This is a genomic window from Streptomyces sp. NPDC012935, assembly GCF_042900345.1.
Taxonomy (GTDB): Bacteria; Actinomycetota; Actinomycetes; order Streptomycetales; family Streptomycetaceae; genus Streptomyces.
The window spans coordinates 117,275-140,775 of sequence record NZ_JBIBBC010000020.1; the positions used below are offsets into that span (position 1 = coordinate 117,275).

23 protein-coding genes and 1 pseudogene are annotated in these 23,501 nt (G+C 69.9%); 13 read left to right on the forward strand and 11 right to left on the reverse strand.

Annotated elements, in window-relative coordinates; translation table 11 throughout:
* Position 1: 1 nt before the first annotated feature.
* The 3 genes from ACFY5C_RS35045 (at position 2) to ACFY5C_RS35055 (ending at position 1,472) form a co-directional block, all read left to right on the forward strand.
* Positions 2 to 508 carry a MarR family winged helix-turn-helix transcriptional regulator gene (locus tag ACFY5C_RS35045; protein ID WP_369276311.1) on the forward strand — a complete coding sequence of 169 codons (507 nt, stop codon included), beginning with the start codon at positions 2 to 4 and terminating at the stop codon, positions 506 to 508.
* A 206-nt stretch (positions 509 to 714) separates the two neighbouring features.
* On the forward strand, positions 715 to 1,227 hold the full coding sequence (locus ACFY5C_RS35050; protein ID WP_389452345.1) for a sigma factor-like helix-turn-helix DNA-binding protein: 513 nt from the start codon (positions 715 to 717) through the stop codon (positions 1,225 to 1,227).
* Complete coding sequence (locus ACFY5C_RS35055) at positions 1,224 to 1,472, forward strand: hypothetical protein (RefSeq protein ID WP_383628006.1); 249 nt, start codon at positions 1,224 to 1,226, stop codon at positions 1,470 to 1,472. Before ACFY5C_RS35050 ends, ACFY5C_RS35055 begins: the two co-directional genes overlap by 4 nt.
* Before the next feature lie 39 nt (positions 1,473 to 1,511).
* Here ACFY5C_RS35055 and ACFY5C_RS35060 read toward each other — a convergent pair whose 3' ends face one another.
* Positions 1,512 to 2,666, reverse strand: coding sequence for a cystathionine gamma-synthase (locus tag ACFY5C_RS35060; RefSeq protein WP_389452348.1), 1,155 nt, complete (start codon positions 2,664 to 2,666; stop codon positions 1,512 to 1,514).
* Positions 2,667 to 3,146: 480 nt separating this feature from the next.
* Between ACFY5C_RS35060 and ACFY5C_RS35065 the strand changes: the two genes are divergently transcribed.
* From ACFY5C_RS35065 to ACFY5C_RS35075, 3 genes are all read left to right on the forward strand, one after another.
* On the forward strand, positions 3,147 to 4,265 hold the full coding sequence (locus ACFY5C_RS35065) for a hypothetical protein (protein ID WP_389452351.1): 1,119 nt from the start codon (positions 3,147 to 3,149) through the stop codon (positions 4,263 to 4,265).
* Between the two features lie 158 nt (positions 4,266 to 4,423).
* Positions 4,424 to 5,089 (forward strand): HEAT repeat domain-containing protein, encoded by a 666-nt coding sequence (locus ACFY5C_RS35070; protein ID WP_389452445.1) that lies wholly within the window; start codon positions 4,424 to 4,426, stop codon positions 5,087 to 5,089.
* A 3-nt stretch (positions 5,090 to 5,092) separates the two neighbouring features.
* Positions 5,093 to 6,154 (forward strand): MerR family transcriptional regulator, encoded by a 1,062-nt coding sequence (locus ACFY5C_RS35075; protein ID WP_389452354.1) that lies wholly within the window; start codon positions 5,093 to 5,095, stop codon positions 6,152 to 6,154.
* A gap of 86 nt (positions 6,155 to 6,240) precedes the next feature.
* On the opposite strand, the gene msrA is transcribed toward ACFY5C_RS35075, so the two are convergent.
* Both msrA and ACFY5C_RS35085 read right to left on the reverse strand, forming a co-directional pair.
* Positions 6,241 to 6,753, reverse strand: coding sequence for a peptide-methionine (S)-S-oxide reductase MsrA (gene msrA / locus ACFY5C_RS35080; RefSeq protein WP_389452357.1), 513 nt, complete (start codon positions 6,751 to 6,753; stop codon positions 6,241 to 6,243).
* Between the two features lie 199 nt (positions 6,754 to 6,952).
* Positions 6,953 to 7,714, reverse strand: a complete 762-nt coding sequence (locus tag ACFY5C_RS35085; protein ID WP_389452360.1) for a helix-turn-helix domain-containing protein — start codon at positions 7,712 to 7,714, stop codon at positions 6,953 to 6,955.
* A 221-nt stretch (positions 7,715 to 7,935) separates the two neighbouring features.
* Between ACFY5C_RS35085 and ACFY5C_RS35090 the strand changes: the two genes are divergently transcribed.
* Genes ACFY5C_RS35090 through ACFY5C_RS35100 form a run of 3 tightly spaced genes read left to right on the forward strand, consistent with a single transcriptional unit; the run spans position 7,936 to position 10,408 of the window.
* A complete protein-coding gene (locus ACFY5C_RS35090) occupies positions 7,936 to 8,607 on the forward strand; it encodes a DUF4097 family beta strand repeat-containing protein (protein WP_389452362.1) in 672 nt (223 codons plus the stop codon).
* Positions 8,608 to 8,639: 32 nt separating this feature from the next.
* Entirely contained in the window at positions 8,640 to 9,623 is a 984-nt protein-coding gene (locus tag ACFY5C_RS35095; protein ID WP_389452365.1) for an ATP-binding cassette domain-containing protein, read from the forward strand.
* Positions 9,620 to 10,408 carry an ABC transporter permease gene (locus ACFY5C_RS35100; protein WP_389452368.1) on the forward strand — a complete coding sequence of 263 codons (789 nt, stop codon included), beginning with the start codon at positions 9,620 to 9,622 and terminating at the stop codon, positions 10,406 to 10,408. Before ACFY5C_RS35095 ends, ACFY5C_RS35100 begins: the two co-directional genes overlap by 4 nt.
* 158 nt (positions 10,409 to 10,566) lie before the next feature.
* Here ACFY5C_RS35100 and ACFY5C_RS35105 read toward each other — a convergent pair.
* Positions 10,567 to 10,818 (reverse strand): annotated as a pseudogene (locus ACFY5C_RS35105) (nitrilase-related carbon-nitrogen hydrolase); the annotation flags it as partial.
* A 28-nt stretch (positions 10,819 to 10,846) separates the two neighbouring features.
* Here ACFY5C_RS35105 and ACFY5C_RS35110 point away from each other — a divergent pair.
* On the forward strand, positions 10,847 to 11,320 hold the full coding sequence (locus tag ACFY5C_RS35110) for an SRPBCC family protein (protein ID WP_389452371.1): 474 nt from the start codon (positions 10,847 to 10,849) through the stop codon (positions 11,318 to 11,320).
* A 70-nt stretch (positions 11,321 to 11,390) separates the two neighbouring features.
* On the opposite strand, the gene ACFY5C_RS35115 is transcribed toward ACFY5C_RS35110, so the two are convergent.
* Positions 11,391 to 12,305 (reverse strand): helix-turn-helix domain-containing protein, encoded by a 915-nt coding sequence (locus ACFY5C_RS35115; protein ID WP_389452374.1) that lies wholly within the window; start codon positions 12,303 to 12,305, stop codon positions 11,391 to 11,393.
* A 186-nt stretch (positions 12,306 to 12,491) separates the two neighbouring features.
* Between ACFY5C_RS35115 and ACFY5C_RS35120 the strand changes: the two genes are divergently transcribed.
* Positions 12,492 to 13,532, forward strand: a complete 1,041-nt coding sequence (locus tag ACFY5C_RS35120; RefSeq protein WP_389452377.1) for an NAD(P)-dependent alcohol dehydrogenase — start codon at positions 12,492 to 12,494, stop codon at positions 13,530 to 13,532.
* A 198-nt stretch (positions 13,533 to 13,730) separates the two neighbouring features.
* Positions 13,731 to 14,114 (forward strand): VOC family protein, encoded by a 384-nt coding sequence (locus tag ACFY5C_RS35125; RefSeq protein WP_389452380.1) that lies wholly within the window; start codon positions 13,731 to 13,733, stop codon positions 14,112 to 14,114.
* A 19-nt stretch (positions 14,115 to 14,133) separates the two neighbouring features.
* On the opposite strand, the gene ACFY5C_RS35130 is transcribed toward ACFY5C_RS35125, so the two are convergent.
* The 6 genes from ACFY5C_RS35130 to ACFY5C_RS35155 all read right to left on the reverse strand — a co-directional run bounded on the left by ACFY5C_RS35130 (position 14,134) and on the right by ACFY5C_RS35155 (position 23,046).
* Complete coding sequence (locus tag ACFY5C_RS35130) at positions 14,134 to 14,904, reverse strand: group II truncated hemoglobin (protein WP_389452382.1); 771 nt, start codon at positions 14,902 to 14,904, stop codon at positions 14,134 to 14,136.
* Positions 14,905 to 14,988: 84 nt separating this feature from the next.
* A complete protein-coding gene (locus ACFY5C_RS35135; protein WP_389452385.1) occupies positions 14,989 to 18,312 on the reverse strand; it encodes a S8 family serine peptidase in 3,324 nt (1,107 codons plus the stop codon).
* 196 nt (positions 18,313 to 18,508) lie between these two features.
* Positions 18,509 to 19,192 (reverse strand): ABC transporter ATP-binding protein, encoded by a 684-nt coding sequence (locus ACFY5C_RS35140; RefSeq protein WP_389452388.1) that lies wholly within the window; start codon positions 19,190 to 19,192, stop codon positions 18,509 to 18,511.
* 390 nt (positions 19,193 to 19,582) lie between these two features.
* Complete coding sequence (locus ACFY5C_RS35145; RefSeq protein WP_389452391.1) at positions 19,583 to 21,067, reverse strand: ABC transporter permease; 1,485 nt, start codon at positions 21,065 to 21,067, stop codon at positions 19,583 to 19,585.
* Between the two features lie 158 nt (positions 21,068 to 21,225).
* Positions 21,226 to 22,473, reverse strand: coding sequence for an Ig-like domain-containing protein (locus ACFY5C_RS35150; protein ID WP_389452393.1), 1,248 nt, complete (start codon positions 22,471 to 22,473; stop codon positions 21,226 to 21,228).
* A gap of 219 nt (positions 22,474 to 22,692) precedes the next feature.
* Positions 22,693 to 23,046, reverse strand: a complete 354-nt coding sequence (locus ACFY5C_RS35155) for a hypothetical protein (protein ID WP_389452396.1) — start codon at positions 23,044 to 23,046, stop codon at positions 22,693 to 22,695.
* A gap of 109 nt (positions 23,047 to 23,155) precedes the next feature.
* On the opposite strand from ACFY5C_RS35155, the gene ACFY5C_RS35160 reads away from it, so the two are divergent.
* Positions 23,156 to 23,494, forward strand: coding sequence for an LAETG motif-containing sortase-dependent surface protein (locus tag ACFY5C_RS35160; RefSeq protein WP_389452398.1), 339 nt, complete (start codon positions 23,156 to 23,158; stop codon positions 23,492 to 23,494).
* The last annotated feature ends 7 nt before the right edge of the window (positions 23,495 to 23,501 follow it).

Below are 23,501 nucleotides of genomic sequence, written 5' to 3' on the forward strand. Positions count from 1 at the left end.
AATGTCGATGGACATGACGACTGTCGCTGACAGCGGTCTCCTCGACACGCTGCAGCACGAGGTGGCGGTGTTCGCCCGTCGTGCCGAACAGACCCGGCTCGGTGGGGTCGGACAGGTGCGCAACTCCATGGACCGCGCCGCATACCTGCTGCTCAACCGCCTCGACAAAGAAGGCCCCATGGGCGTCAAGGCGCTCGCCGCGAGCATGGGGATCGACTCGTCGACGGTGACCCGGCAGGTGGCGCCGCTCGTCGACACAGGGCTCGTCAAGCGCACCTCGCACCCCGAGGACGGACGGGCGGTGGTGCTCCAGCTGTCCCCGCGCGGGCAGTCGCGGCTGGAGGAAGTGCGTTCGTCCCGGCGTCAGTTGATGGCCGAGCTGACACAGGACTGGGCCCCGGAGGAGCGCGAGGCGTTCTGCACGCTCCTCACTCGCTTCAACACCGCGCTCTCCTCACGGATGGCAGCGCAGGGAATCTCGGGCACGGACACGCCCACGGCCTCCTGAGGGCCGATTCGGCGCCGCCGGGACGCCCGTCACCGCGCGGAATCCGTCACCCACACGCGCGCGTACTCGTGTGATCCGCTCCCGGCTCTTGACCCCGGGCCGCCGCTGGCCTCATATGAGACCGGGTCCTCCTCGTGCGCGGCCGAAACGCGTCACGCGCGGGGGCCGGGGTCCGGTTCCTCAGGGTCGGCCAGGCGGGAGGGGCGGTGGGACGACGGCGAGGGGTCCAGGACGACCGCCGGGACCGCGACTTCGCGGCGTTCGTCGCGGGCGCGGCAGGACGGCTGCTGCATGCCGCCACGCTGCTCACCGCTGAGCCGCCGGGCAACAACCCACGCGCGCGGCGCCTGCTGATGTTGTCCCTGGCGCACACCTACGCGTGCTGGGACCGACTGCGCGGCGAGGACCCGTACGACCGCGCCCGCCAGTACCTGGCCACCCGCTTCTCCCGGACCGTATGGCATCAGTACGGCCCTCTCGGCGCCCTGGGCCGGTCCCGCCCGCACCCCGACAGCCCGCTCGCCCGGCTGTCCCCGCAGGAACGCCTGATCCTGGTCCTGCGGCTGTACGAGGGTGTCGCCGAGGAGCAGGCGGCGGCCCTGCTCGGTCTGCCCAGGGAGCGCGTCCACGTGATCTGCGACCGGGCGACCGCAACCCTGCTGCATCCTCCGCGCGAGCCCGCGCCGGCCGTGCTGGGCCCGAAGGTGGTGTCGCCGTGAACCGCGCCGAACGGGAAGCGGCCGTACGGCGGATCATGGAGCGCACGCCGCCGCCGGTGCCGCCGGAGGTGTACGCGGAGGCCGTGCGGCGCGGCGGCCGCATGCTGCGCCGCAGGAAGGCCGCCGTGCTGCTGATGTGGCTGGTGCTGTTCGCCGCGACGATGGCGTTCGTGGTGTGGGCGCTGACGGCCCGCCCGTGGGTGGAGCCGCCGTCGGAGACGACTCCACCGCTGACGGGCTGGTGAACCCTTTCCTCAGGTTCCCTGCCCTTCCTGTGCCCTGGGCTAGCCGAGTGCCTGCTGGAGGTCCTCCAGGAGGTCCTCGACGTTCTCGATGCCGACGGAGAGGCGGACGAGGTCGGCGGGGACCTCGAGGGCGGAGCCGGCCACGGACGCGTGGGTCATGCGGCCGGGGTGCTCGATGAGGGACTCGACGCCGCCCAGGGACTCGCCGAGCGTGAACACCTTGGCGCGGTTGCAGACCTCGACTGCCGCCTCCTCGCCGCCGGTGACCCGGAAGGAGACCATGCCGCCGAACGCCTTCATCTGCTTGGCGGCGACCTCGTGACCGGGGTGCTCGGGCAGGCCCGGGTACAGAACGCTCGTCACGCGCGCGTGCCGGGTCAGCATGTCGGTGATCTTCGTGGCGTTCTCGCTGTGCCGGTCCATGCGCACCGACAGCGTCTTGGTGCCGCGCAGCACCAGCCAGGAGTCGAAGGGCCCGGCGACCGCACCCATCGCGTTCTGGTGGAAGGCCAGTTCGTCGCCCAGGCCCGGGTCGCTGACGATCAGCGCACCGCCGACGACGTCCGAGTGGCCGCCCATGTACTTGGTCAGGGAGTGCACCACGACGTCCGCGCCGAGAGTCAGCGGCTGCTGCAGATAAGGAGTGGCGAAGGTGTTGTCGACGACGAGCTTCGCGCCCGCGTCCCGGGCGATCTGGGCGACGGCCGCGATGTCGGTGATGCCGAGCAGCGGGTTGGAGGGGGTCTCCACCCACACGATCTTGGTCTTCGGGGTGATGGCGGCCCGGACGGCGGACGGATCGCTGGTGTCGGCGACCGACCACTCCACGCCCCATCGCGCGACGACCTTCGCGAACAGCCGGAACGTACCGCCGTAGGCGTCGTTGGGGATGACCACGTGGTCGCCGGGGCTCAGCAGCGTACGCAACAGGCAGTCCTCGGCCGCCAGTCCGGACGCGAACGCGAGGCCGCTGCGGCCACCCTCCAGGGCCGCGAGGTTCTCCTCCAGGGCGGTCCTCGTCGGATTGGCGCTACGGCTGTACTCGTAGCCGCCGCGCAGGCCGCCGACGCCGTCCTGCTTGTAGGTCGAGACCTGGTAGATCGGCGGGACGACCGCGCCGGTGAGGGGGTCGGCGGTGTTCCCCGCATGGATCGCGAGGGTCTCGAAGTGCTGACTGATGTGCCTGTCGCTCATGGGCACCGAGCGTAATGCGCGAACGGGGCGGATGCCGGACGACGGCGATTCCCGGCCCCACTCGGCCCGCTCGCCCGCTCGCCCGCTCGCCCGCTCCGCCCACTCGGCCCGCTGAGCCCACCCGGCCTGCTCCGCCCGCTCGCCCGCTTGCCCGCTTGCCCGCTCGCCCGCTCAGCCCGCCCACTCGGCCCGCTCGGCCCGCTCGCCCGCTCAGCCCGCTCCGCCCACTCCGCCCGCTCAGCCCGCTCAGCCCGCTGGGCCCACCCGGCCTGCTCCGCCCGCTCGCCCGCTTGCCCGCTCGCCCGCTCAGCCCACCCACTCGGCCCGCTCGGCCCGCTCGCCCGCTCAGCCCGCTCCGCCCACCCGGCCCGCTCACCACGGAACCCGTTTTCCACAGGCCCGCACCTCCACGGAACTCGTTTTCCACAGGCGGCTCGACCTCGTTGGCCAATTGTCGGCGGTGTCTGGAACGCTGGAGGCATGGAAATTCTCTGGGTCCTGATCGCGCTGCTCATGATCGGCTTTGTGGTCGTGCCGTTCATGCGGCGCAGGCGGGGCATGAACGAGCAGGTCCACCCCGGCCACCCGGACGCCGCGGACCCGGCGAATTACGGCTTCGTACGGCAGGAGGAGCTGGACGTGCGCATGCCCGGCCCCGACCAGGACCTGCTGGACGTCCTGGACCTGGTGCAGCGCACGCAGGACTACAAGGCGGCGTCCCAGCTCCTCGCGGGCACCGGGGCGGAGGGCGAGCAGCGCTGGCAGCGCGTGCAGGCCTTCGCGGGCGCCGCGTCGCTGGAGCTGCAACAGCGGCCGGGCGGCGTCAGCGAGTCGCCGGGCGGGCAGTGGCTGCGGGTGTGGCGCACCGAGCAGCCCAAGGACGCGGGCGGGGCAGCCGTGCACGCGGAGTTCCTGGTGCAGCAGGCGTGGCGCACGGCGACGCCGGGCACGGACGAGTTCCGGATCATCATGGAAGAGGCGAAGTCGGCGTGCGGTGAGGCGGCGCTGCTGGCCCCCGGTGACCCGATTCCGTACATCGTCGAGCTGTCGGTCGCGCGAGGACTCGCCTACTCGCGGCCGGAGTTCGAGCAGCTCTGGCTGAAGATCCTGGACCGTGCCCCGTCCCACATGGGCGCGCACCTGGCCGCCCTGCACTACTGGTGCGAGAAGTGGCACGGCTCGCGCCAACTGGCGTACGAGTTCGCGGAAGCGGCGGCTGCCCGCGCACCCCAGGGCTCCCTCCTCGCCGCCATGCCGCTGTTCGCGGTCTTCGAGCACCTGCCCGAGGTGAACCTGGTCAGCGGCTTCTACCAGAGCGAGGTGGTGACGAAGGCGATCCACGGCGCGCTGTACGCGGTGCACGCGGCCCGACCCGACGACCCGATGCTGGCGCACGTCCGCCACCTGCTGGTGTTCTTCCTGGTCCGCGGCGAGCGCTGGGCCGAGGCCATGGACCAGCTGATACACGTCGACGGCCACATCGGCGCGCTCCCGTGGACCCTGTCGCCCGACCCGGCCGCCGAGTTCGCGGTCTACCGCGCGCTGGCCGTGGCGGGCTACGAGGCCAACGGCGGCAGCCCGGCGACCCTGCCGCACTGAGCCGCGCCCCCCGACCGACCGGCCGTCGGCATGCCGGCGGCCCGACGCCGCAGAACTCGCCTCCACGACCGGTGCAGGTACGAAGTCGCCCGTGAGGCTTTGACCTTGACACGGTGACAAGGCCTTCACTGCTTGTCGAGGAGGTGGTCTCGGTGACCATGACGCGACAGGCCACGCAGGCAGCACAAACGCTCCAGGCGCTTCAGGACGGCCGTTCGTCCGTGCGGCTGCGGGCGGCTCTGGCGGTGGGCACGAGTCCGGATCCGCGCTTCGTCGACAAGCTGGTCGAGCGATGCGCGATCGAGCCCGAGTTCTTCGTCCGCGAGATGCTGACCTGGGCGCTCACCCGCCACCCGGCGTCCCTGACGCTCCCCGAGCTGCTGCGCGCAGTCCGCTCGGAGCGGGCGCAGGCACGAAGCCAGGCGCTGCACACGCTGTCCAAGATCGGGGACCGGCAGGCGTGGCCGGCGATCACGCGGGCGCTCCTGTGCGATGCCGACGACGAGGTGGCGCGGAGCGCCTGGCGGGCCGCTGTCGTGCTCGTGCCGGACGGCGAGGAGTCCGGGCTGGCCGCCGTACTGGTGACCCAGCTCGGGCGCGGCGAGCGGGAGACGCAGCTGAGCCTCAGCCGGGCGCTGATCGCACTGGGTGAGACCGTTCTGCCGGCTCTGCGTGCCGCGACGACAGCCGCTGACCGCCAGGTGCGCACGCACGCGCTCGCCACGGAACGGCTGCTGCACGACCCCGACGCCGGATTCGAGTCCGCGGTCGAGGAGGCGAAGCGCATCGTGGCACTCGGCGGGTCCGGCCAGGAGGGACGATAGGAAGTGTTGATCGGTGAGGTGGCGCGACGGTCCGGGGTCAGTGCCCGCATGCTCAGGCATTACGAGTCGCTCGGCCTGTTGCGGCCCTCGGGTCGTACGGGCTCCGGCTATCGGGAGTACTCCGGCGACGACATCCGGCGGATCTTCCACATCGAGAGCCTGAGGTCGCTGGGACTGTCGCTGCGTGAGATCGCACGCGCGCTCGACGATCCCGGCTTCACGCCCTCGGCGCTCGTCGACGACCTCATCCGTCAGACCCACGAACGCATCGCCGCCGAGACCGAGCTGCTCACGCGGCTCCGCCGGATCGATGCCGCGGAACCCGCAGGCTGGGAGGACGTCCTCCAGGTCGTCGCCTTCCTCCAGGCACTGGGGTCGAAGAGCGCTGCCGACCGTCAGCGCGCGGCCCTCTCCTCGGCCGGCGAGGTCCCGGTGCCGGTGGAAGCCCTGGTCGAGGCGGTACTGCGGGAGCCGGAGCCGAACGTCGCCGGAGCCCTTCGCTGGGCACTGGCGCGATCGGGCGACGGCGGCACGGCACTGCTTGCGGAGGGCCTCGGCTCACCGGTGGCCGCGGTGCGGGAACGTGCCGTTCAGTGCCTCGCCGAGATGCCCGGTGACGAGGCCGGCGCCCGGCTGCGGGACGCCCTCGCGCACCCCGATGCCGTGGTCCGCGGCCATGCGGCGCTGGCGCTCGGGACGCGTGGAGTCGCCGAGGCGGTCCCGACGCTCATCGACATGATCGTGGCGGGGAGGAACGACACCGATGCCGCCGATGCGTTGAGCATGCTGGCGAGCGACACCACGACCGTGGAGATCGCCGCAGATCAGATCGCCGCAGATCAGATCGCCGCGGATCAGATCGCCGGGGATCAGATCGCCACCGGGCTCGTCGACCGCCTCGCCCACGACACCACCGAAGCGCCCGCACGCGTACGGCTGACCCAGGCGCTGGCGGACATCCCGGGGCGCACGGCTTCAGATGCCCTCGTGGACCTGGCGCAGGACGCGGACCGTGCCGTTGCGCTCACCGCGACGTACCTTCTTCGCCTACGCGACGCACGGTGACGGATTCGTCCTGGGGTGCCGGGCGGACGGCGGAGCCTGGGCCAGTCGGCCAGCCAGCCTCCGCCGTCCGTCGGCCCGGCTCGAGATCAGCCCTCGGCGCGGGCGGGCAGCCGCCAACCCGGGCGCGGGAAGTGGCAGGTGTAGCCCTCCGGGTAACGCTGCAGGTAGTCCTGGTGCTCGGGCTCGGCCTCCCAGAAGGGGCCCACCGGCTCGACCTCGGTGACGACCTTGCCCGGCCACAGGCCGGAGGCGTCCACGTCCGCGATCGTGTCCTCGGCGATCCGCTTCTGCTCGTCGTCCACGTAGTAGATCGCCGAGCGGTAGCTGAGGCCTATGTCGTTGCCCTGGCGGTTCTTGGTGCTCGGGTCGTGGATCTGGAAGAAGAACTCCAGGAGCGCGCGGTAGTCGGTCTTCGCGGGGTCGAAGAGGATCTCAATGGCCTCCGCGTGCGTGCCGTGGTTACGGTACGTCGCGTTCGGCACGTCGCCCCCGGTGTATCCCACCCTGGTCGCCGTCACGCCCGGCAGTCGGCGGATCAGCTCCTCCATCCCCCAGAAGCATCCGCCCGCCAGCACGGCCCTCTGCGTCTGCGCAGCCATCGTGGCCCTCCAATATCCGTCAACTCGGTCACTCGGGCTGCTCTGCTCGCACACACCGGCATCCCATGCCCACCCTCCTCAACGTATGAGGGGTCCTGGCGATTCCGGGTCCGCCGCACTGCGACCGACGACCGCCGACCGCCGGCCCACGGACCGCCGCCGGCCGGGGAGGGGCCTCGTCAGCCGGGGAGGGGCCTCGTCAGCCGGGTTCGGTCGTCCCCTTCGACCCGGCAGTCCCGTCCGAGGCCGGCTCGGGCTTCGTATAGAGCACTTCCCGGGCCTGCTCCGCGGCCCGGGCCGTGCTCTCGGAGACGAAGTCCAGGAAGCGGGCGATGTTGTCGAGGCGGGTGCCGGCCGGGGTGCCGGGGCCGAGGACGCCGACGCCCTGCCGAGCGGTCACGACGACCTGGGTGAGGGCGCGCGCGCTGGCCATCAACGATTCGTACCAGACGTCGTCGTCGACGACGTAGCGCTCGCGGCGGCGTTCGTCGCGTTCACGGCGGATGAAGCCCTGGCTGTCGAGGAACGTGATCGCCTTGGAGATGGACGCCGGGCTGACCTGAAGGCGCTGGACGAGATCGGACGCGGTGAGGCTGCCCGCGTCGGTGATGGTGAGGCAGGCCATCACCCTGGACATCATCTTGGGCATGCCCGACTGCATGAAGACGGTCGTGAGCAGCTCCTCGTACTCGCGTACGGCCTCGGCGTCACGTCCGTGGGCCTGCGGGGGCGCCTCCGATCCCCGGGGGGCGGCCTGCCTGCGCCGGTGGGCGCGGCGTTCGGTGGCGCGGTGGGCCAGGTCGGCGCGGTAGGCGGTCGGGCCGCCGTTGCGCATCACCTCCCGCGTGATCGTCGAGGTGGGACGGTCGAGGCGTCTGGCGATCTCCGCGTAGGCGAGGCCGTCGGCCAGTCCCAGCGAGATCTGCTGGCGTTCCTGCTGGGTGAGTCTGCCTCCGGGCACCACGATCTCCTTCGCGCTTTCTGGTGCCGCCCAGCATAGCGTTCACTCTCATTCCATTGCAACGAGAGGGTTCATTGCGTTGCATTAAATTCAGAACCGTTGCAACGAAATTGCCCCTCTGAGCTGCAATTACGCAGGAAGTACGCAACGAGTTCATTGCGCGATCCTTGAACGCAACGTAGCTTTTCCTTCATCGGAAACAACGAGTCAAGGAGAGCACGATGCAGAAGTTCGACACCCCCGCCCCCGTCTCCGCCGTCCTCGACGTCCCCGCCGGACGCATCCGCTTCATCGCCGCCGACCGGGCCGACACCACCGTCGAGGTCCTGCCCGCCGACCCCTCCAAGAGCCGCGACGTGAAGGCGGCGGAGCAGACCGAGGTCGCCTTCGGTGACGGGGTCCTGCGCATCGAGGTCCCGGCGGCGACGAGCCGGATCCTCGGCGCCTCCGGGTCGATCGAGGTGACGGTCCAGCTGCCCGTCGGCTCCCGCGTCGAGGCGAAGGCGGCCGCCGCCGAACTCCGCGGCGTCGGACGGCTCGGCGACGTCACCTTCGAGGGCGCGCAGGGCACGGTCAAGCTCGACGAGACCGCGAGCGCCCGCCTCACCCTGCAGGCCGGAGACATCACGGTCGGCCGCCTCACGGGATCCGCGGAGATCAGCACCCTGAAGGGCGACCTCCACATCACCGAAGCCGTGCACGGCACCGTGACGCTGCGCACCGAGCACGGCGAGATCTCGGTCGGCGCCGCCCGCGGCGTCTCCGCCTCCCTGGACGCCGGCACCACCTACGGCCGGATCCGCAACGCGCTCAAGAACACCGACGGCGCCGCCGCCGGCCTGAACATCCACGCGACCACCGCCTACGGCGACGTCACCGCCCGCAGCCTCTGAACCGTCCGCAGCCTGTAGAAGGAGCAACCCTCATGACCAACGTGGCCATCGCGGCGAACGGGCTGCGCAAGTCGTTCGGCGACAAGCTCGTCCTGGACGGCATCGACGTGGCCGTCCCGGAAGGAACGGTCTTCTCCCTGCTCGGCCCGAACGGCGCAGGCAAGACCACCGCCGTGAAGATCCTCTCCACCCTCATCTCCGCCGACGGCGGGCAGGCCCAGGTCGCGGGTCACGACCTCGCCGCCGACCCGCAGGCCGTACGTGCCGCGATCGGCGTCACCGGGCAGTTCTCCGCCGTCGACGGCCTGATCACCGGCGAGGAGAACATGCTCCTCATGGCGGACCTGCACCACCTGCCCAAGCGCGAAGGGCGGCGCGTCGCCGCCGAGTTGCTGGAGCGTTTCGACCTCACCGAGGCCGCGAAGAAGCCCGCCTCCACCTACTCCGGCGGCATGAAGCGGCGTCTCGACATCGCCATGACCCTGGTCGGCAACCCGCGGATCATCTTCCTCGACGAGCCGACCACCGGCCTCGACCCGCGCTCGAGGCACAACATGTGGCAGATCATCCGCGAGCTCGTCTCCGGCGGTGTGACCGTCTTCCTCACCACGCAGTACCTGGAGGAGGCCGACGAACTCGCCGACCGTATCGCCGTGCTCAACGACGGGAAGATCGCCGCCGAGGGCACCGCCGACGAGCTCAAGCGGCTCATCCCCGGCGGACACATCCGCCTGCGCTTCACCGACCCGGCCACGTACCACAGCGCCGCCACCGCCCTGGGTGAAGTCGCCCGCGACGACGAGGCCCTCGCCCTGCAGATCCCCAGCGACGGCAGCCAGCGCGAGCTGCGCTCCATCCTCGACTGGCTCGACGCCGCCGGCATCGAGGCCGACGAACTCACCGTCCACACCCCCGACCTCGACGACGTCTTCTTCGCCCTGACCGGCGGCACCGCCATCCCCCACCAGCCGAACCAGCCGAACCAGCCGAACCAGCCGAAGGAGAACGTCCGATGAGCTCCCTCTCCCTCGCAGTACGCGACTCCACCACCATGCTGCGCCGCAACCTCCTGCACGCCCGGCGCTACCCCTCCCTCACCCTGAACCTGCTGCTCACCCCGATCATGCTCCTGCTGCTCTTCGTCTACATCTTCGGCGACACCATGAGCGCAGGCATCGGCGGCGGCGCGGACCGCTCGAAGTACATCGCCTACATCGTCCCCGGCCTGCTGCTGATGACCATCGGCAGCACCACCATCGGCACCGCCGTATCCGTCGCCACCGACATGACCGAGGGCATCATCGCCCGCTTCCGCACCATGGCCATCCACCGCGGATCGGTCCTCATCGGACACGTCATCGGCAGCGTGCTGCAGTCGGTCACCAGCGTCGTCCTCGTCGGCGCCGTCGGCGTGGCCATCGGCTTCCGCTCCACCGATGCCACCGTCCTGGAATGGCTCGCCGCGTTCGCACTGCTCGCGCTCTTCGCCATGGCACTCACCTGGATCGCGGTCGGCATGGGCCTGTCCAGCCCGAACGCCGAGGCCGCCAGCAACCAGGCGATGCCCCTGATCCTGCTGCCTCTCCTGTCCAGCGCCTTCGTCCCCATCAGCGCAATGCCGGGCTGGTTCCAGCCCATCGCCGAGTACCAGCCCTTCACCCCGGCCATCGAAACCCTGCGCGGACTGCTCCTCGGCAGCGAGATCGGCAACAACGGATGGCTCGCCGTGGCCTGGTGCCTGGGCCTCGCGGTGCTCGGCTACTTCTGGTCGACCTCGAAGTTCAACGACGACCCGAAGTAACTGCCATGAAAAGGCGGGCCACCCCCGCGACTCGCTTCACCAGAGGGCGGCGACCACCAAGGTCACCGCCCTCCTGGGGCTGCGATGGCCGCAGCAGGCCAGGAGGAAGACCTGCTCCTCCAGGGCTCTCGTGCGAGTGAGGAGATGCCAGTGGCTGGAGCGGTGTTGTACAGCGTCCCGTCCCCGTCGCGCTCGACGATCGAGCCGACGTGGAGCCATGTGCCGGCCCGGCGTGCGGCGGCGGACATGGCTTCGGCGGTGGGGCCGTCGGCCTTTTCGGCATCGCGCCCCCAACCGTCGTACGACCACGCTCCGGCCGCCCACAGCTCCGGCAGAACCACCAGATCGTCGCCCCTCCGCCGGCGGACCGGCGAAGCTGCCCTCTGGCGGCTACCGGCCTCCCGCGCGATTGTCGGACCCTGCTGCTTTCATGGGGGCATGACCAACACAAGCGTCGTCGTTCAGCGGCATATCGCCGCAGGTCAGGGCCCCGTATGGGAGGCCGTGACCGACCTTCGGGGGATGGAGCGCGTGCTGAGCGGGGTGTCGAAGGTCGAGGTGCTCACGGATGGCGCCTTCGACGTCGGTACGCGGTGGCGCGAGACCCGGAAGATGTTCGGGAAGGAGGCCACCGAGGAGATGTGGGTGACCGCCTGCGAGCCGCCCGAGCGGTATGTCGTGGAGGCCGAGTCCCATGGGACCCACTACGTCTCGGAGTGGGTGCTCCTCGCGGACGGGCCGTCGGCGACGACCGTCCGGATGACGTTCTCGGGCGAGCCGGTCGCGGGCTCCGGTGGCTTCGCGGGGCTGCTCGCGAAGATTCTCGGCGGCGTGGGTGCGCGGGCGGTCCGCAAGGCCATCGCGAAGGACCTGGACGATGTCGCGTCGGCGGTCGAGGGCCGAAGGCTGTAGACGGGACGTCGCGGCTGAACGTCGTCCGGCGAGTCCTGCCCTGCTCCTCCCTCCCCTCCCCGCCCCTCCCCTACGACGCCGACGTACCCGCCTTCGTCGCATCCGCGCCCCAGCTGGCCAGCAGCCTCAGCGCCTCCGCCGACGGCGACCCCGGCTCCGCGTGGTACGTGATCAGGACCTGCTCCGTGCCGTCGGAGAGGCGGAACGACTCGAAGTTCAGGGTCAGTTCGCCCACCAGGGGGTGCCGCAGGCGCTTGACGCCGTAGCTCTTCTCCTTGACGTCGTGGTTGGCCCACAGCCGCCGGAACTCCTCGCTCTTGAGGGAGAGCTCACCGACCAGGGCGGACAACCGCGGGTCGTCGGAGTGGCAGCCGGCGTCCATGCGCAGGAAGGCGACCATGTCGGACGCCTTCTGGTCCCACTCCACGAACAGCTCGCGGTACTCCGGCTTCAGGAACACCAGCCGCGCCCAGTTCCGCTCCTGCACCGGCAGTTCCGACCAGTCGCCGAAGACCGCCGCCGCCATCCGGTTCCAGGCGAGGATGTCCGAGCGCCGCCCCGAGATGTACGCAGGCACGCCCTCGATCGACTCCAGCAGCTGCCGCAGCGCAGGCCGCACCTGCTCCGTCCGCGCGGCCGGCTTCTTCTTGTGCTGCTTCGGCTTCGCGAGATGCGTGAGGTGCGAGTGCTCGGCGTCGCTCAGGCGCAGCGCGCGGGCGATCGCGCCCAGGACCTCCGCCGAGACGTTGCGCCCGTTGCCCTGCTCCAGGCGCGTGTAGTACGCCACGGACACCCCGGCGAGCTGGGCCAGCTCCTCGCGCCGCAGCCCCGGCACCCTGCGGTGCCGCCCGAAGTCCGGCAGCCCGACGTCCTCCGGCTTCAGCCGGGCGCGCCGGGTGCGCAGAAACTCGCTGAGCTCGGCGCGCCGGTCCAGGCCCGCGCCGGCGTCGGCGGCTCCCCTCATCGATTCGGGCTTATCGTCCATGCCTCAAGTATTCCCGGTCGTACGCACACCAGCCTGTCCCCGTCAGTGGTAGGACCGGCGGACGTACGTACAACCGGGGTCTGGGTACTTTCCGCGCCCTCCACCAGGCTGAATGGCGTGCCCGGACGGAAGCAGAACCAGACCCAGAAGGCAGCCGGGCGCAGAACCCCGCTAGGAGAACCCGGCATGACCACCGTTGCCGCATACGCAGCACCCGCCGCCAAGGCTCCGCTGGAGCGCACCACCATCGAGCGCCGTGAGGTCGGCGAGTTCGACGTCCTGATCGACATCAAGTTCGCCGGTATCTGCCACTCCGACATCCACCAGGCCCGTGAGGGCTGGGGCGAGGCGATCTTCCCGATGGTCCCCGGTCACGAGATCGCGGGCATCGTCTCCGAGGTCGGCTCCGGGGTCACCAAGTACCAGGTCGGCGACCGTGTGGGCGTCGGCTGCCTGGTCGACTCCTGCCGCGAGTGCGAGAACTGCAAGGCCGGCCTGGAGCAGTACTGCACCGGCGGCAACGTCGGCACGTACAACGCGGTCGGCAAGGACGGCGAGCCCACCTACGGCGGCTACTCGCAGAAGGTCGTCGTCGACGAGAACTTCGTCGTCCGCATCCCCGACGGCCTCTCCCTCGACGTCGCCGCGCCGCTCCTGTGCGCCGGCATCACCACGTACTCCCCGCTCAGGCACTGGAACGCCGGCCCCGGCAAGAAGGTCGCGATCCTCGGCATGGGCGGCCTCGGCCACATGGGCGTGAAGATCGCGCACGCGCTCGGCGCCGAGGTGACGGTCCTGTCGCAGTCCCTGCGCAAGAAGGACGACGGGCTGAAGCTGGGCGCCGACCACTACTACGCCACCAGCGACCCGAAGACCTTCGAGGAGCTGCACGGCACCTTCGACCTGATCCTGTCCACGGTCTCGGCACCGCTGAACCTGGACCAGTTCCTGTCCCTGCTCAGGACGGACGGCGCGTTCGTGAACGTCGGCGCGCCCGAGGAGCCCGTCGCCCTCAACCTCTTCTCGGTGATCGGCGGCCGCAAGACCCTCGCCGGCTCCGGCATCGGCGGCATCCAGGAGACCCAGGAGATGCTGGACTTCTGCGCCGAGCACGGCCTGGGCGCCGAGATCGAGCTGATCGCCGCCTCCGAGATCAACGAGGCGTACGAGCGGGTGCTGAACAGCGACGTGCGGTACCGCTTCGTGATCGACACGGCGACGATCTGACACGGCCGCGCTGACGCGCACCGAGGGCCCCGGAGCCGCACTGCTCCGGGGCCCTTTTGTGACCCGACCATGGAAAGCAGGAGGCCGAGTACCGAAGGTGTAGCACGGCACCCTCCTCAGGACCGATGTGCCGTGCGGCGGCCCTGCCTAGCGTGAAAACAGGAGCCCGTCCGCCGTGCACACGAGGAGGCAGCCCCGATGACCGTCCAGCTCAACCACACCATCGTCGCCGCGCACGACAAGAAGGCCTCGGCCCGGTTTCTCGCCGACATCCTGGGCCTGGAGGTGAGCCCGCAGTACGGCCCCTTCATCCCGGTCGAGATCCCCAACGGTGTGACCCTGGACTACCTGGACTCGCCCGGCACCATCACGACGCAGCACTACGCGTTCCTGGTGTCGGAGGACGACTTCGACACCATCTTCGGCCGGATCCGGGAGGCCGGCCTGCCCTTCTGGGCCGACCCCCACCACCGCCGCCCCGGCGAGATCAACCACAACGACGGCGGCCGCGGCACGTACTTCGAGGACCCGAACGGCCACAACCTGGAGATCCTGACGAGGCCGTACGGCAGCGGCGGCTGAGGCCTCGTGATCGGCCGCGTCACCCCTGATACGGCGGCATGACCCCCCAGTTCCACCTCGGCACCGGCTGCTCCGCCGGCGGCGCCGCGTCCGGGCCCGAGAAGTACACCGCCAGCCGGGTCCCCCACTCCACATACGCCAGGAACGCCGAGCGGAACTCCGCGTCCGTCGGCAGGCCCGCCTCGTCCGCGGCGTCCTGGATGAGGTTGACCCAGCGGCGGCGCTGGGGCTCGGTGATGCCACGGCCCATGTGCTTGGCGACCATGTGGCCGTGGCCGCCCTGGGTCTCGGAGTAGGCGGGCGGGCCGCCGAAGACCTCGCCGAGCCACAGGGCCACGTGTTCCGCGTGGGCCGGGTCGAGGTCGGCGAACAGCGGGGCCAGGAGGTCGTCCTTGCGGACCTTGTCGTAGAACGCCGAGGTCAGGCGGGCGAATGCCGCGGCGCCGCCCGCCCAGGCGTACAGCGTCGGCACCGAGGCGCCCGCGCCCCGTACCGACGTCGGCTTGTAGTGGCGCATCTCCTGGATGTGCGGGATGTAAGGGCGGATCTCGGCGAGGAAGTCGGGGAACAGCTCCGACTGACGGAAGCCCTCCATGTGGTCCTGGGTCGAGGTCCAGGTGATGCGCAGGATGTAGTGCTCGAAGTCGTCCTCGCAGCGGGTGAGTTCGTAGTCGACACAGTGCGGGGACGCGGCGAGCTGGGTCGCGGCGCGGGTGTAGGCGGCCAGGAACTCGGCCGACTTCTGTTCGGGGATGCGGTACCGGATGTATTCCACCGTGTGAGCCGTCATGGCCTCACGGAAACACGAACCGCCCGCCGGAAGCTTCACTTCCGGCGGGCGGTTCGCTATCGGCTCAGCCGACTGTTTCGCGACTCACTTTGCGTAGTACGCGTTGTAGATCGAGATCGTCGACTTGTTGCCCTTCTTGTCGGCGACCTTGGCGTGGAAGGAGACGGCCTTGCCCTTCGCCGGGTTCGTCACGGTGATCTTGCCGTTCTTGACCTCGAGCTTCTTCCAGGTCTGGCCGTAGTCGTACGACACGTACACGTGCAGCGACTTGAGGTTGCTGCCCGCGGCCGCACCCACGACGGTGACCGGGAAGGTCACCTTCTTGTCGGCTTCGACCCGGCTGTCCAGGCCCGTCTTGGCGCCGAAGCGGACCGTGGAGGCCGGGAGCGTGACCCGGTCGGCGGTCGACTTCTTGGAGCGGAAGGTCCAGCTCGCGTCGATCCGTGTGGAAGCGGCCGCGACCTTGACGCTGCGCTTGACCGAGGTCGTCAGCTTGTACTCGGCGTCCGCGGCCGGAACCGTGAAGGCCTTCTCGCCGAAGAGCGGGTCGTCGTTGGAGGCGAGCTTGGTGCCGTTGCGGTACAGGTTCGTGGTCACCGCCGTGAAGTCCGACGAGCCGGCGTGCTTGCTCGCGTCGGCGAACAGCGGCAGGAGGCCGTAGAGGTCGTTGCCCTGGCGGAACAGGCCGAATTCCTTGTTGATGTGCGGGCCGAAGACCGCCGTGTTGAAGGTCTTCGTGTAGCTCTGGCCCGCCTTGAAGGTCTGCGGCGTGCCCAGCGTGTAGAACGCGTCGGTGACTGGGAAGCCGTCCGCGTCCTTGCCGGCGTACTGCTGGAAGTCCCACGTCCACCGGACCTTGTCCGACGTCGACAGGTACAGCGTCCGCGAGCCCGGCAGCTTCTGCTCGACCGGCGAGCCGAAGACGACGTCCTCGGGGAAGACCCCCAGGGGCATCAGCGAGCCGCTCTTGCCCGGAGCCGGGGCGCCCAGGTCGTTCTTCACCTTGGCGAGCTCGCCCGCCTTGAAGTGGCGGACCTTGTCGCCCTGGATCTTCTTGACCTTGGCGGTGGTGGCGACGTCGTACTCGGCGGCGTCGCCCTTGGTCCACTGCCCGTTCCAGGTCTGGGTCAGGCCGCTCGGGATCTCCGGGCCGAGGTGAGCAAGCCGCAGTTTGGCGAAGGAGTCGAGGCCGACGCCGATGCCGATGCCCGCCGGGTCGTAGAAGTAGTTGGTACTGGCGAGCAGCTGCTTGGCCTGCGCGTCCGGCACGGTGATGTCGGCCGACCTGGTGGTGCGGGCGTCGATCGTCACGGACGTGTTCTTGGTGACGCTCAGCTTCGGCTGGACGACCCAGTCGAGGCCGCCCTCGAAGTTCACCCAGTCCTTGGCGATCCAGGCATCCATCAGATACGTGCCCTTGGGCAGCCGCATCTTGGTGACGCCGGCCTCGGTGACCGGCACCTGGAAGCCACGGTCCGTCGCCAGACCCGAGTAGCCGATCAGGTCGGTGAGGTACTCGGGGGCCGGCTTGCCGTCCTTGCCGATGTGCTTGACGGTGACGTCGTACGACTCGATCTCACGCTGCACCGCGGCGGCCGTACGGACACTCTGCCCGCCGCCCGTCGCCGTCACGTACGCGGAGTAGGCGCCGTCGACCGTGCCGCCGAGCTTGGTGTTGACGGTGACGTCGACGGAGGCCTTGCCGCCCGCCGGGACCGTCACCTTCGTCGCCCCGAGCTTGAAGAAGCCCGCCGGCGCCGCCTGGCCCTTGGGGTCGGTGGCCGTCGCGGCGAGCTGGAGCGTGACCTCCTTCGTACCGAGGTTGCGGTACGTCAGCTCCTTGGTGACTGGCTTGTCGTCGGTGTGCGGCCACGCCTGCGTACCGAAGCTCACCGACACCGGGTCGGCGATCAGGGTCTGCTTGATGGCCTTGTCGACCTGGATACGGCCCGAACCCTGCTGGAACGGCGTGTACTTGCCACCCTTGGTGGAACCGGTGAGCGCACCCTTGAGTTCGGCGTACGTCCAGTCCGGGTGCTGCTGCTTGAGGATCGCCGCCGCGCCCGCGACATGCGGGGTCGCCATGGAGGTGCCGTCGATGGTCAGGTAGCCGGGCGGGTTCTCGCCGACCTCCTGCTCGATGAGGCTGCCCTTGGCGGACGCCGCCGTGATGGCCACGCCGGGCGCGGTCACGTCCGGCTTGATCGCGCCGTCGCCGAGCCGGGGGCCGGTGCTGGACCAGGGCGCGAGGACGTCCTTGTCGTCGACTGCGCCGACGGTGAGTGCGGCGTCCGCGCTGCCGGGCGAACCGACCGTCTCGGGGCCGGAGTTGCCCGCCGCGATCGCGAAGAGGATGCCCTTCTCGGCGGACAGCTTGTTGACCGTCGCCTCAAGCGGGTCGATCTCCGGGGTGTCGCCGCCGCCGAGGCTCATGTTGACGACCTGGGCGCCCTGCTCGGCCGCCCACTCCATGCCGGCGAGGATGCCGGAGTCGTCGCCGAAGCCGTTGTCGTCGAGGACCTTGCCGTTGAGGATGTCGGCGCCTGGCGCAACTCCCTTGTACTTGCCGCCAGACCCCCCGGGAGACGCGGCGCCGGTGCCCGCCGCGATGGACGCGACGTGCGTGCCGTGGCCGACCTTGTCCTCGGCGGTGGCGGCGGGCGTGAAGTTCTTGGCCGCGACGACCTGGTCCTTGAGGTCGGGGTGGGTCGCGTCGACGCCGGTGTCCAGGACGGCGATCTTGACGCCCTTGCCGTCGTAGCCGGCGGCCCACGCCTTGGGGGCGCCGATCTGCGCCACGGACTTGTCGAGGCTGGCCTTGCGGACGCCGTCGAGCCAGACGTGCGCGATGCCGGAGGCCGTCTTGTCGCCGTTGGTCAGCGCGTCCCACAGTTCGGGCGTGTCCTGGTGCGGGGTCTGCACCGCGTCCGCGTTCAGGGACTTCAGGGTCCGGCGGAGCTTGCCCGCCTCCCGGACGTCCGCCTTGGCGCCGGCTGCGGCGCCCTGGTAGCCGACGATGACCTTCAGGCCCTTGGCCTGGGAGGCGCGGCTGGCGGACTTGTTGAGCTCGGAGATGTCGAACAGCCGCTGGTCGAGCCGGCCGGTGGCGACCAGCCGGGCCGCGTCGGCCGGTATCACCAGCGTGCGTCCGTCGACCTTGCGGGTCTGTACGGGTATGTGCTCGCGCCCCTTCGCCCGCTCCAGGCCGACCACGCGGCCCTTGGAGTCGACGGAGACCCGGTCACCCGTGATCAGGGTGATGCGGTGGGGGGACGTGAGCGAGGCAGCGGCGCCGGACGGGCGCTGCTCCGGTTCGGCCGACGCCGGGCTGGTCATTCCCGCGGCGAGGGCGACGGCGGCGGCCGTGGCGACAGAGGCCGCGCCTACTCTCTTGAATTGTCTGCGCAAGTTTCCCCCTTGCAGAAGGTCCGGGCGAATTACCCCGTTCACCCGGCCGGGGGAGGTCCCGTACCCATGCACGCCGCCCCCCGGAATACGGAGTATGCCGAGGGGCGATCAGACACCTCAAGAGATGAGAAGAAGGTAAGAAGCACGCCGGCCGACTGTTACGCGACGGCGCTAACTCCGTTACGCAGTCGCCGGGTTACGCCCCCGCGTTCTCCTTGACAGTGATCCGCCCCTTGCGGATGGTCGCCAGCCGCGGGGCCTTTTTCGCGATCGCCGAGTCGTGGGTGACCATGATGAAGGTCAACCCGAGCTCCTTCCACATGCGTTCGAGTACGTCCATGATCTCGTCGCGCATCGACTCGTCGAGGTTTCCGGTGGGTTCGTCGGCGAGCAGCACCTTGGGCTGCTTGACGAGTGCTCTGGCGATGGCGACGCGCTGCTGCTGGCCGCCGGACATCTCGGACGGGAGGTGTCCGAGCCGCTCGCCCAGGCCTACGGAGTTCAGGGCCTCGGCGGCACGTTCGCGCCGTGCCTTCGTCTTGACCCCGAGGGGGACGAGGGCGGTCTCCACGTTCTCCTGTGCGGTGAGGGTGGGGATGAGGTTGAAGGACTGGAAGACGAAGCCGATGTTCTCGCTGCGGACCTTTGTCAGCCGGGTCTCGGAGAGCTTGGCCAGGTCGGTGCCGTCGAGCACGACCTCGCCGGAGGTCGGCCGGTCCAGGGCGCCGATCATCTGGAGGAGGGTGGACTTGCCGCCGCCGGTGGGGCCCTGGATGACGAGCCGGTCGCCGTCGGCGATGGTGAGGTCGACTCCGTCGAGGGCGTGGATGGACTCCTTGCCTCGGGTGTAGCGCTTGGTGACGTTTCTGAGTTCGTACACGGTGACTCCTGGGTGGGCTTCGGGGTGATGCGGATCGTCGTCGGCTGCGGGGTGGGTGGGGGCTGGTCGCGCAGTTCCCCGCGCCCCTGGCGGGTCCCGTCGCGTCGACTGCCGTGCACCGCACGGCTGCCGGAGGTGGTTCGGACCGTTCTCGACTGCCGGGTGCGTGGGGGCCGGTCGCGCAGTTCCCCGCGCCCCTGGCGGGGTGGCGGCTACGTCGGCTGCCACCGCCCGCCCTGCCTGGAGTCGGGCCGCGGCCCTTTCCAGCGGCGGGACTGCAACCCCCAAGGGGCGCGGGGAACTGCGCGACCAGCCCCCACTACCCGCAGGCGGCACGGGTGGCGCGGCGGCACCCCGCCCAGCCGCAGCAGCAACCGCCGCCGACGTCAGCTACTCGACACGGCGCAACGCATCCGCCGGACGGAGCCGCGACGCCCGCCAGCCGCCGAAGGCACCGGCGATCAGCCCGCCCGTCACCGCAAGCCCGACCGCCAGGGCAACCGTCGTAAGGCTCACCGGTGCCGTCAGGGCGACGTCGAGTGTCGTGCTTGCCGTCTGCCGTCCAGGGCCCCCGCCGCCGAAGCCACCGCCGCCCGGGCCGCCGCCCATGCCGCCGCCACCGCCACCGCCGCCCAACTGGGCCTGCAGCGTCGGGCTGATGGCGGTCACGACGTACGCGCCCGCAAGGCCGATCGCGATGCCCAGCGCCCCGCCCAGCAGCCCGTTCACGATCGCCTCGCCGACCACCTGCCGGGTCACCCGTCCCGACTTCCAGCCCAGCGCCTTCAGCGTGCCGAACTCCCGGACCCGGCGCGACACCGCCGAGGAGGTCAGCAGTCCGGCCACCAGGAACGCGGCGATCAGCACCGCGATGGACAGCCACTTGCCGACGCTGGTCGCCAGGGAGGACGCCGTGGACAGGGAGCCGGACACCGTGTCCGCGAGGTCCGCGGAGGTCGTCACCGTCGTACCGGAGATGTTCTTCTGGATGGCCGACTTGACGGCGTCGATCTGCTGCGAGTCGGACGCCTTCACGTAGATGGTGGTGACCTTGTCCTTCGCGTCGGCGAGCGTCTGCGCCTGCTTCAGCGGGATGTAGAGGTTGGCGGCCGCGTCCCCGCTGTCGGGCGTGGCGATGCCGATCACCTCGAACTTGGTGCCCTTGATGGTGACGGTGGAGCCGACCTTGAGCTTCTTCTCCTTGGCGTAGGACGTGTCGGCGACGACGACCTTGGCGTTCGTCTCCGTCGACTTGAACGTACGCCCGCTGGTGATCTTCGAAGAGGTCAGCGGGCCGAGCGCCGGCTTGGTGACGTCGGCGCCGTAGACGGAGTAGTTGTTGACGTCGAAGTCGGCGCCACCGCCGCGCACTTCGCCCTGCGGCTGGCTGCTGCCGCCTCCGCCCTGCCCGGGCCCGCCGCCCTGCTGGCCCCCGCTGCCGCTCTGGTCCTGCTGGAACTGTCCCCGCGTGAACTGCCCGCTGACCTTGATGACCTGGAGGCTGAGCCCGCCGACGGCGTCCGAGACACCGCTCTGCGAACCGACCTTGTGCACGGTCGAGCTCGCGAGCGTCTGGAAGCCCTGGACCATGACACGGTCGGTCGACTGCTCCGCGTCGGAGCCGTCGTCCTGCGCGTCGAACTGGAAGCGCGGCCGCTCGGAGCTGCTCGCGGCCGGCTCGGCGGCCTTGGTGACGGTCATGTCCGTGCCCAGGCCGTACAGGGACTGCAGGACCTTGTCCTGGGCCTTGCTCATGCCGGAGGACACGGAGTTGACCACGATGACCAGCGCGATGCCCAGCGCGAGTCCGGAGGCGACGACGAGGGCCGCCTTTCTGCGGCGGCGCAGCTCGCGCCTCAGGTAGGTGAAGAACATGCGCCGCAAAGTAGGTACGGCGCGTGATGAAGGCATAAGGCCGAAATAAGAGATGCATGAGAAGGCTGGGAGCAGCCCCGGAAACACCGATGCCGCCCCTGGGGGCGGCATCGGTCACTTGTGAGGGAACTGTGCGGCGGCTACGCGCGCGGGACGGGTCAGACGGCCGAACCGGCCTTCCACTGCGCCCAGTCCATGTTCCAGCCGTTGAGGCCGTTGTCCGGCGCGATCGTCTTGTCGCCGGTGTTCTGGACGACCACGACGTCACCGACGATCGAGTTGTTGTAGAACCAGTAGCCCGCGGTGCCCTTGTCGTCGGCGCCCTTGGTGTCGGACAGACCCACGCAGCCGTGGCTGGTGTTCACGCTGCCGAAGATGGACTTGGCACCCCAGTAGTTGCCGTGGATGAAGGTGCCGGAGCTGCTGAGGCGAATGGCGTGCGGCACGTCCTTGATGTCGTACTCGCCCTTGCCGTCGTCGTCCGTGAAGCCCACGGTCGCGCCGTTCATGCGCGTCTCCTTGAACTTCTCGGACATCACCATGACGCCCTGGTAGGTCTTGTTCTCCGGCGAACCGGCGGAGATCGGGATGGTCTTGATGGTCTTGCCGTCCTGCGTGACCTTCATCTGCTTGGTCTTCGCGTCGACGTAGGAGACCTGGTTGCGGCCGATCTTGAAGGTGACCGTCTTCTCCTGGACGCCGTAGACACCGTCGGCGCCTTCGACCCCGTCCAGGGACATCTTCAGGGTGACGGTCGAGCCCTCCTGCCAGTACTCGTCGGGCCGGCAGTCCATGCGGGTGTCGTTGAACCAGTGGCAGGCGACTTCCTGGCCGCTGGTGGTGGAGACGGTGACGCCCTTCTGGACGGCCGCCTTGTTGCTGATCGACTTGTCGAAGTTGATCGACACGGGCATGCCGACGCCGACGGTCGAGCCGTCCTCCGGCGTGAAGTAGCCGAGGAAGCTGTTGTCCGGGGAGACCGTGGTGAAGGAGGCGTTCTCGTGGGCGTCCAGGCCCTTCGCGTCCTTCGCGGTCACCGCGATCTTGTAGGTGGTCGAGCGCTCCAGCTGGGCGCTGGGCTTCCAGCTGGTCTTGTCGGCGGATATCTCGCCCTCGACCGCCGCGCCCTCGGCGGTGGTCATCGTCACCTCGGTGAGCGTGCCCTTGCTCACGGTGACGGCGGCGGAGTTGTTGATGGAGGCGTTGTCGGTGCCGTCCTCGGGCTTGATCTTGATCTGGGCCTCGGACGTCTTCTTGGCAGCCGCCTCGTCGACCTTGGCCTGCGAGGAGTCGCCGCCGCCGCCGGAGGCGTCGTCGTCGCCGCCGGAGCAGGCCGAGAGCACCAGGACACCGCCGAGCAGTGCGGACGCGACCGTCAGGCCCTTGCGCCGCCTACTGTTCGTCATCACACGCTTCTCCATCTTCCCGAATCCCCAGAACCCCGAGAGTCCCCGTCAAGGATCTTCAACGCTACGACCGGTTCGTCCCGTTCCACATCCCACGCATGTGTGGGGCACACCACGTCTGCCGCGGCAGGTGGTGCGGGTTTCGGTCAGTGCGTCCCATGAGACGACGAAACCCCGGGCGGCGGTTGCCGTCCGGGGTCACGATTTCCCCAAGACGCCTCAGCCGGCCCGCTCGGCCATGTCGCCGTCGAAGTCCTCCTCACCATCATCCTCGCCGAGGTCCCACTCCGGCGAATCCGGGTCGTAGTCGATGCGTTCGCTCGACCAGGAGGCCTGCGCGAGCTCGACTCCGGGCACCTCGCTGACCAGGTCGAATGGATCAACGAGATAGGCGAGGGCCTCGGCAGTGTCTTCCGTCACAGCGCTCTCGGCGTGCGACCGTTCGTCGACCGGCATGGTGACGTCGTCGGCGATCCGCCGCAGGGCGGCCTTGGTCACGGCGTCGCGGTCGTCCACTTCGAGAACGAGCTCGACCCGAAGCCGTACAAACCGTGATGTTTCTGGAGTACTCATGCCCGGAGCGTACGGCCCTTTTCCCCCGTGACTTTCCCGTGACCCGCGACTTTCACTAACATCGGCCCACACGGCCAATTCGCCAGCGCCACAAGGGGATCGATATTCCGTGTCCGCCGCTCATCGATCGACGTCCACCGCACGCCGATCGCTGCTGACCGCCACCGCCGCGGGAGCCCTGCTGGGCGCCCTGTGGTTCGTACCCTCCGCCAACGCGACGGGCGACGGGCCGGCGAGACCGGAGCCTTCGGCGACACCCACGACCCAGGTCACCCAGCAGGCGCGGGCCGCGTCCGAGGGCGCCGACGACAGCACCGGGGACGGTACCCGGCTCGCCGACACCGGAAGCTTCGACACCACGCCGTACATCGTCGGCGGGACCGTCTTCCTCGCCGTGGGCGCGGGCTTCGTCGCCTACTCGGTACGCCGGGAACAGCTCGGCTTCTGAACTCGCT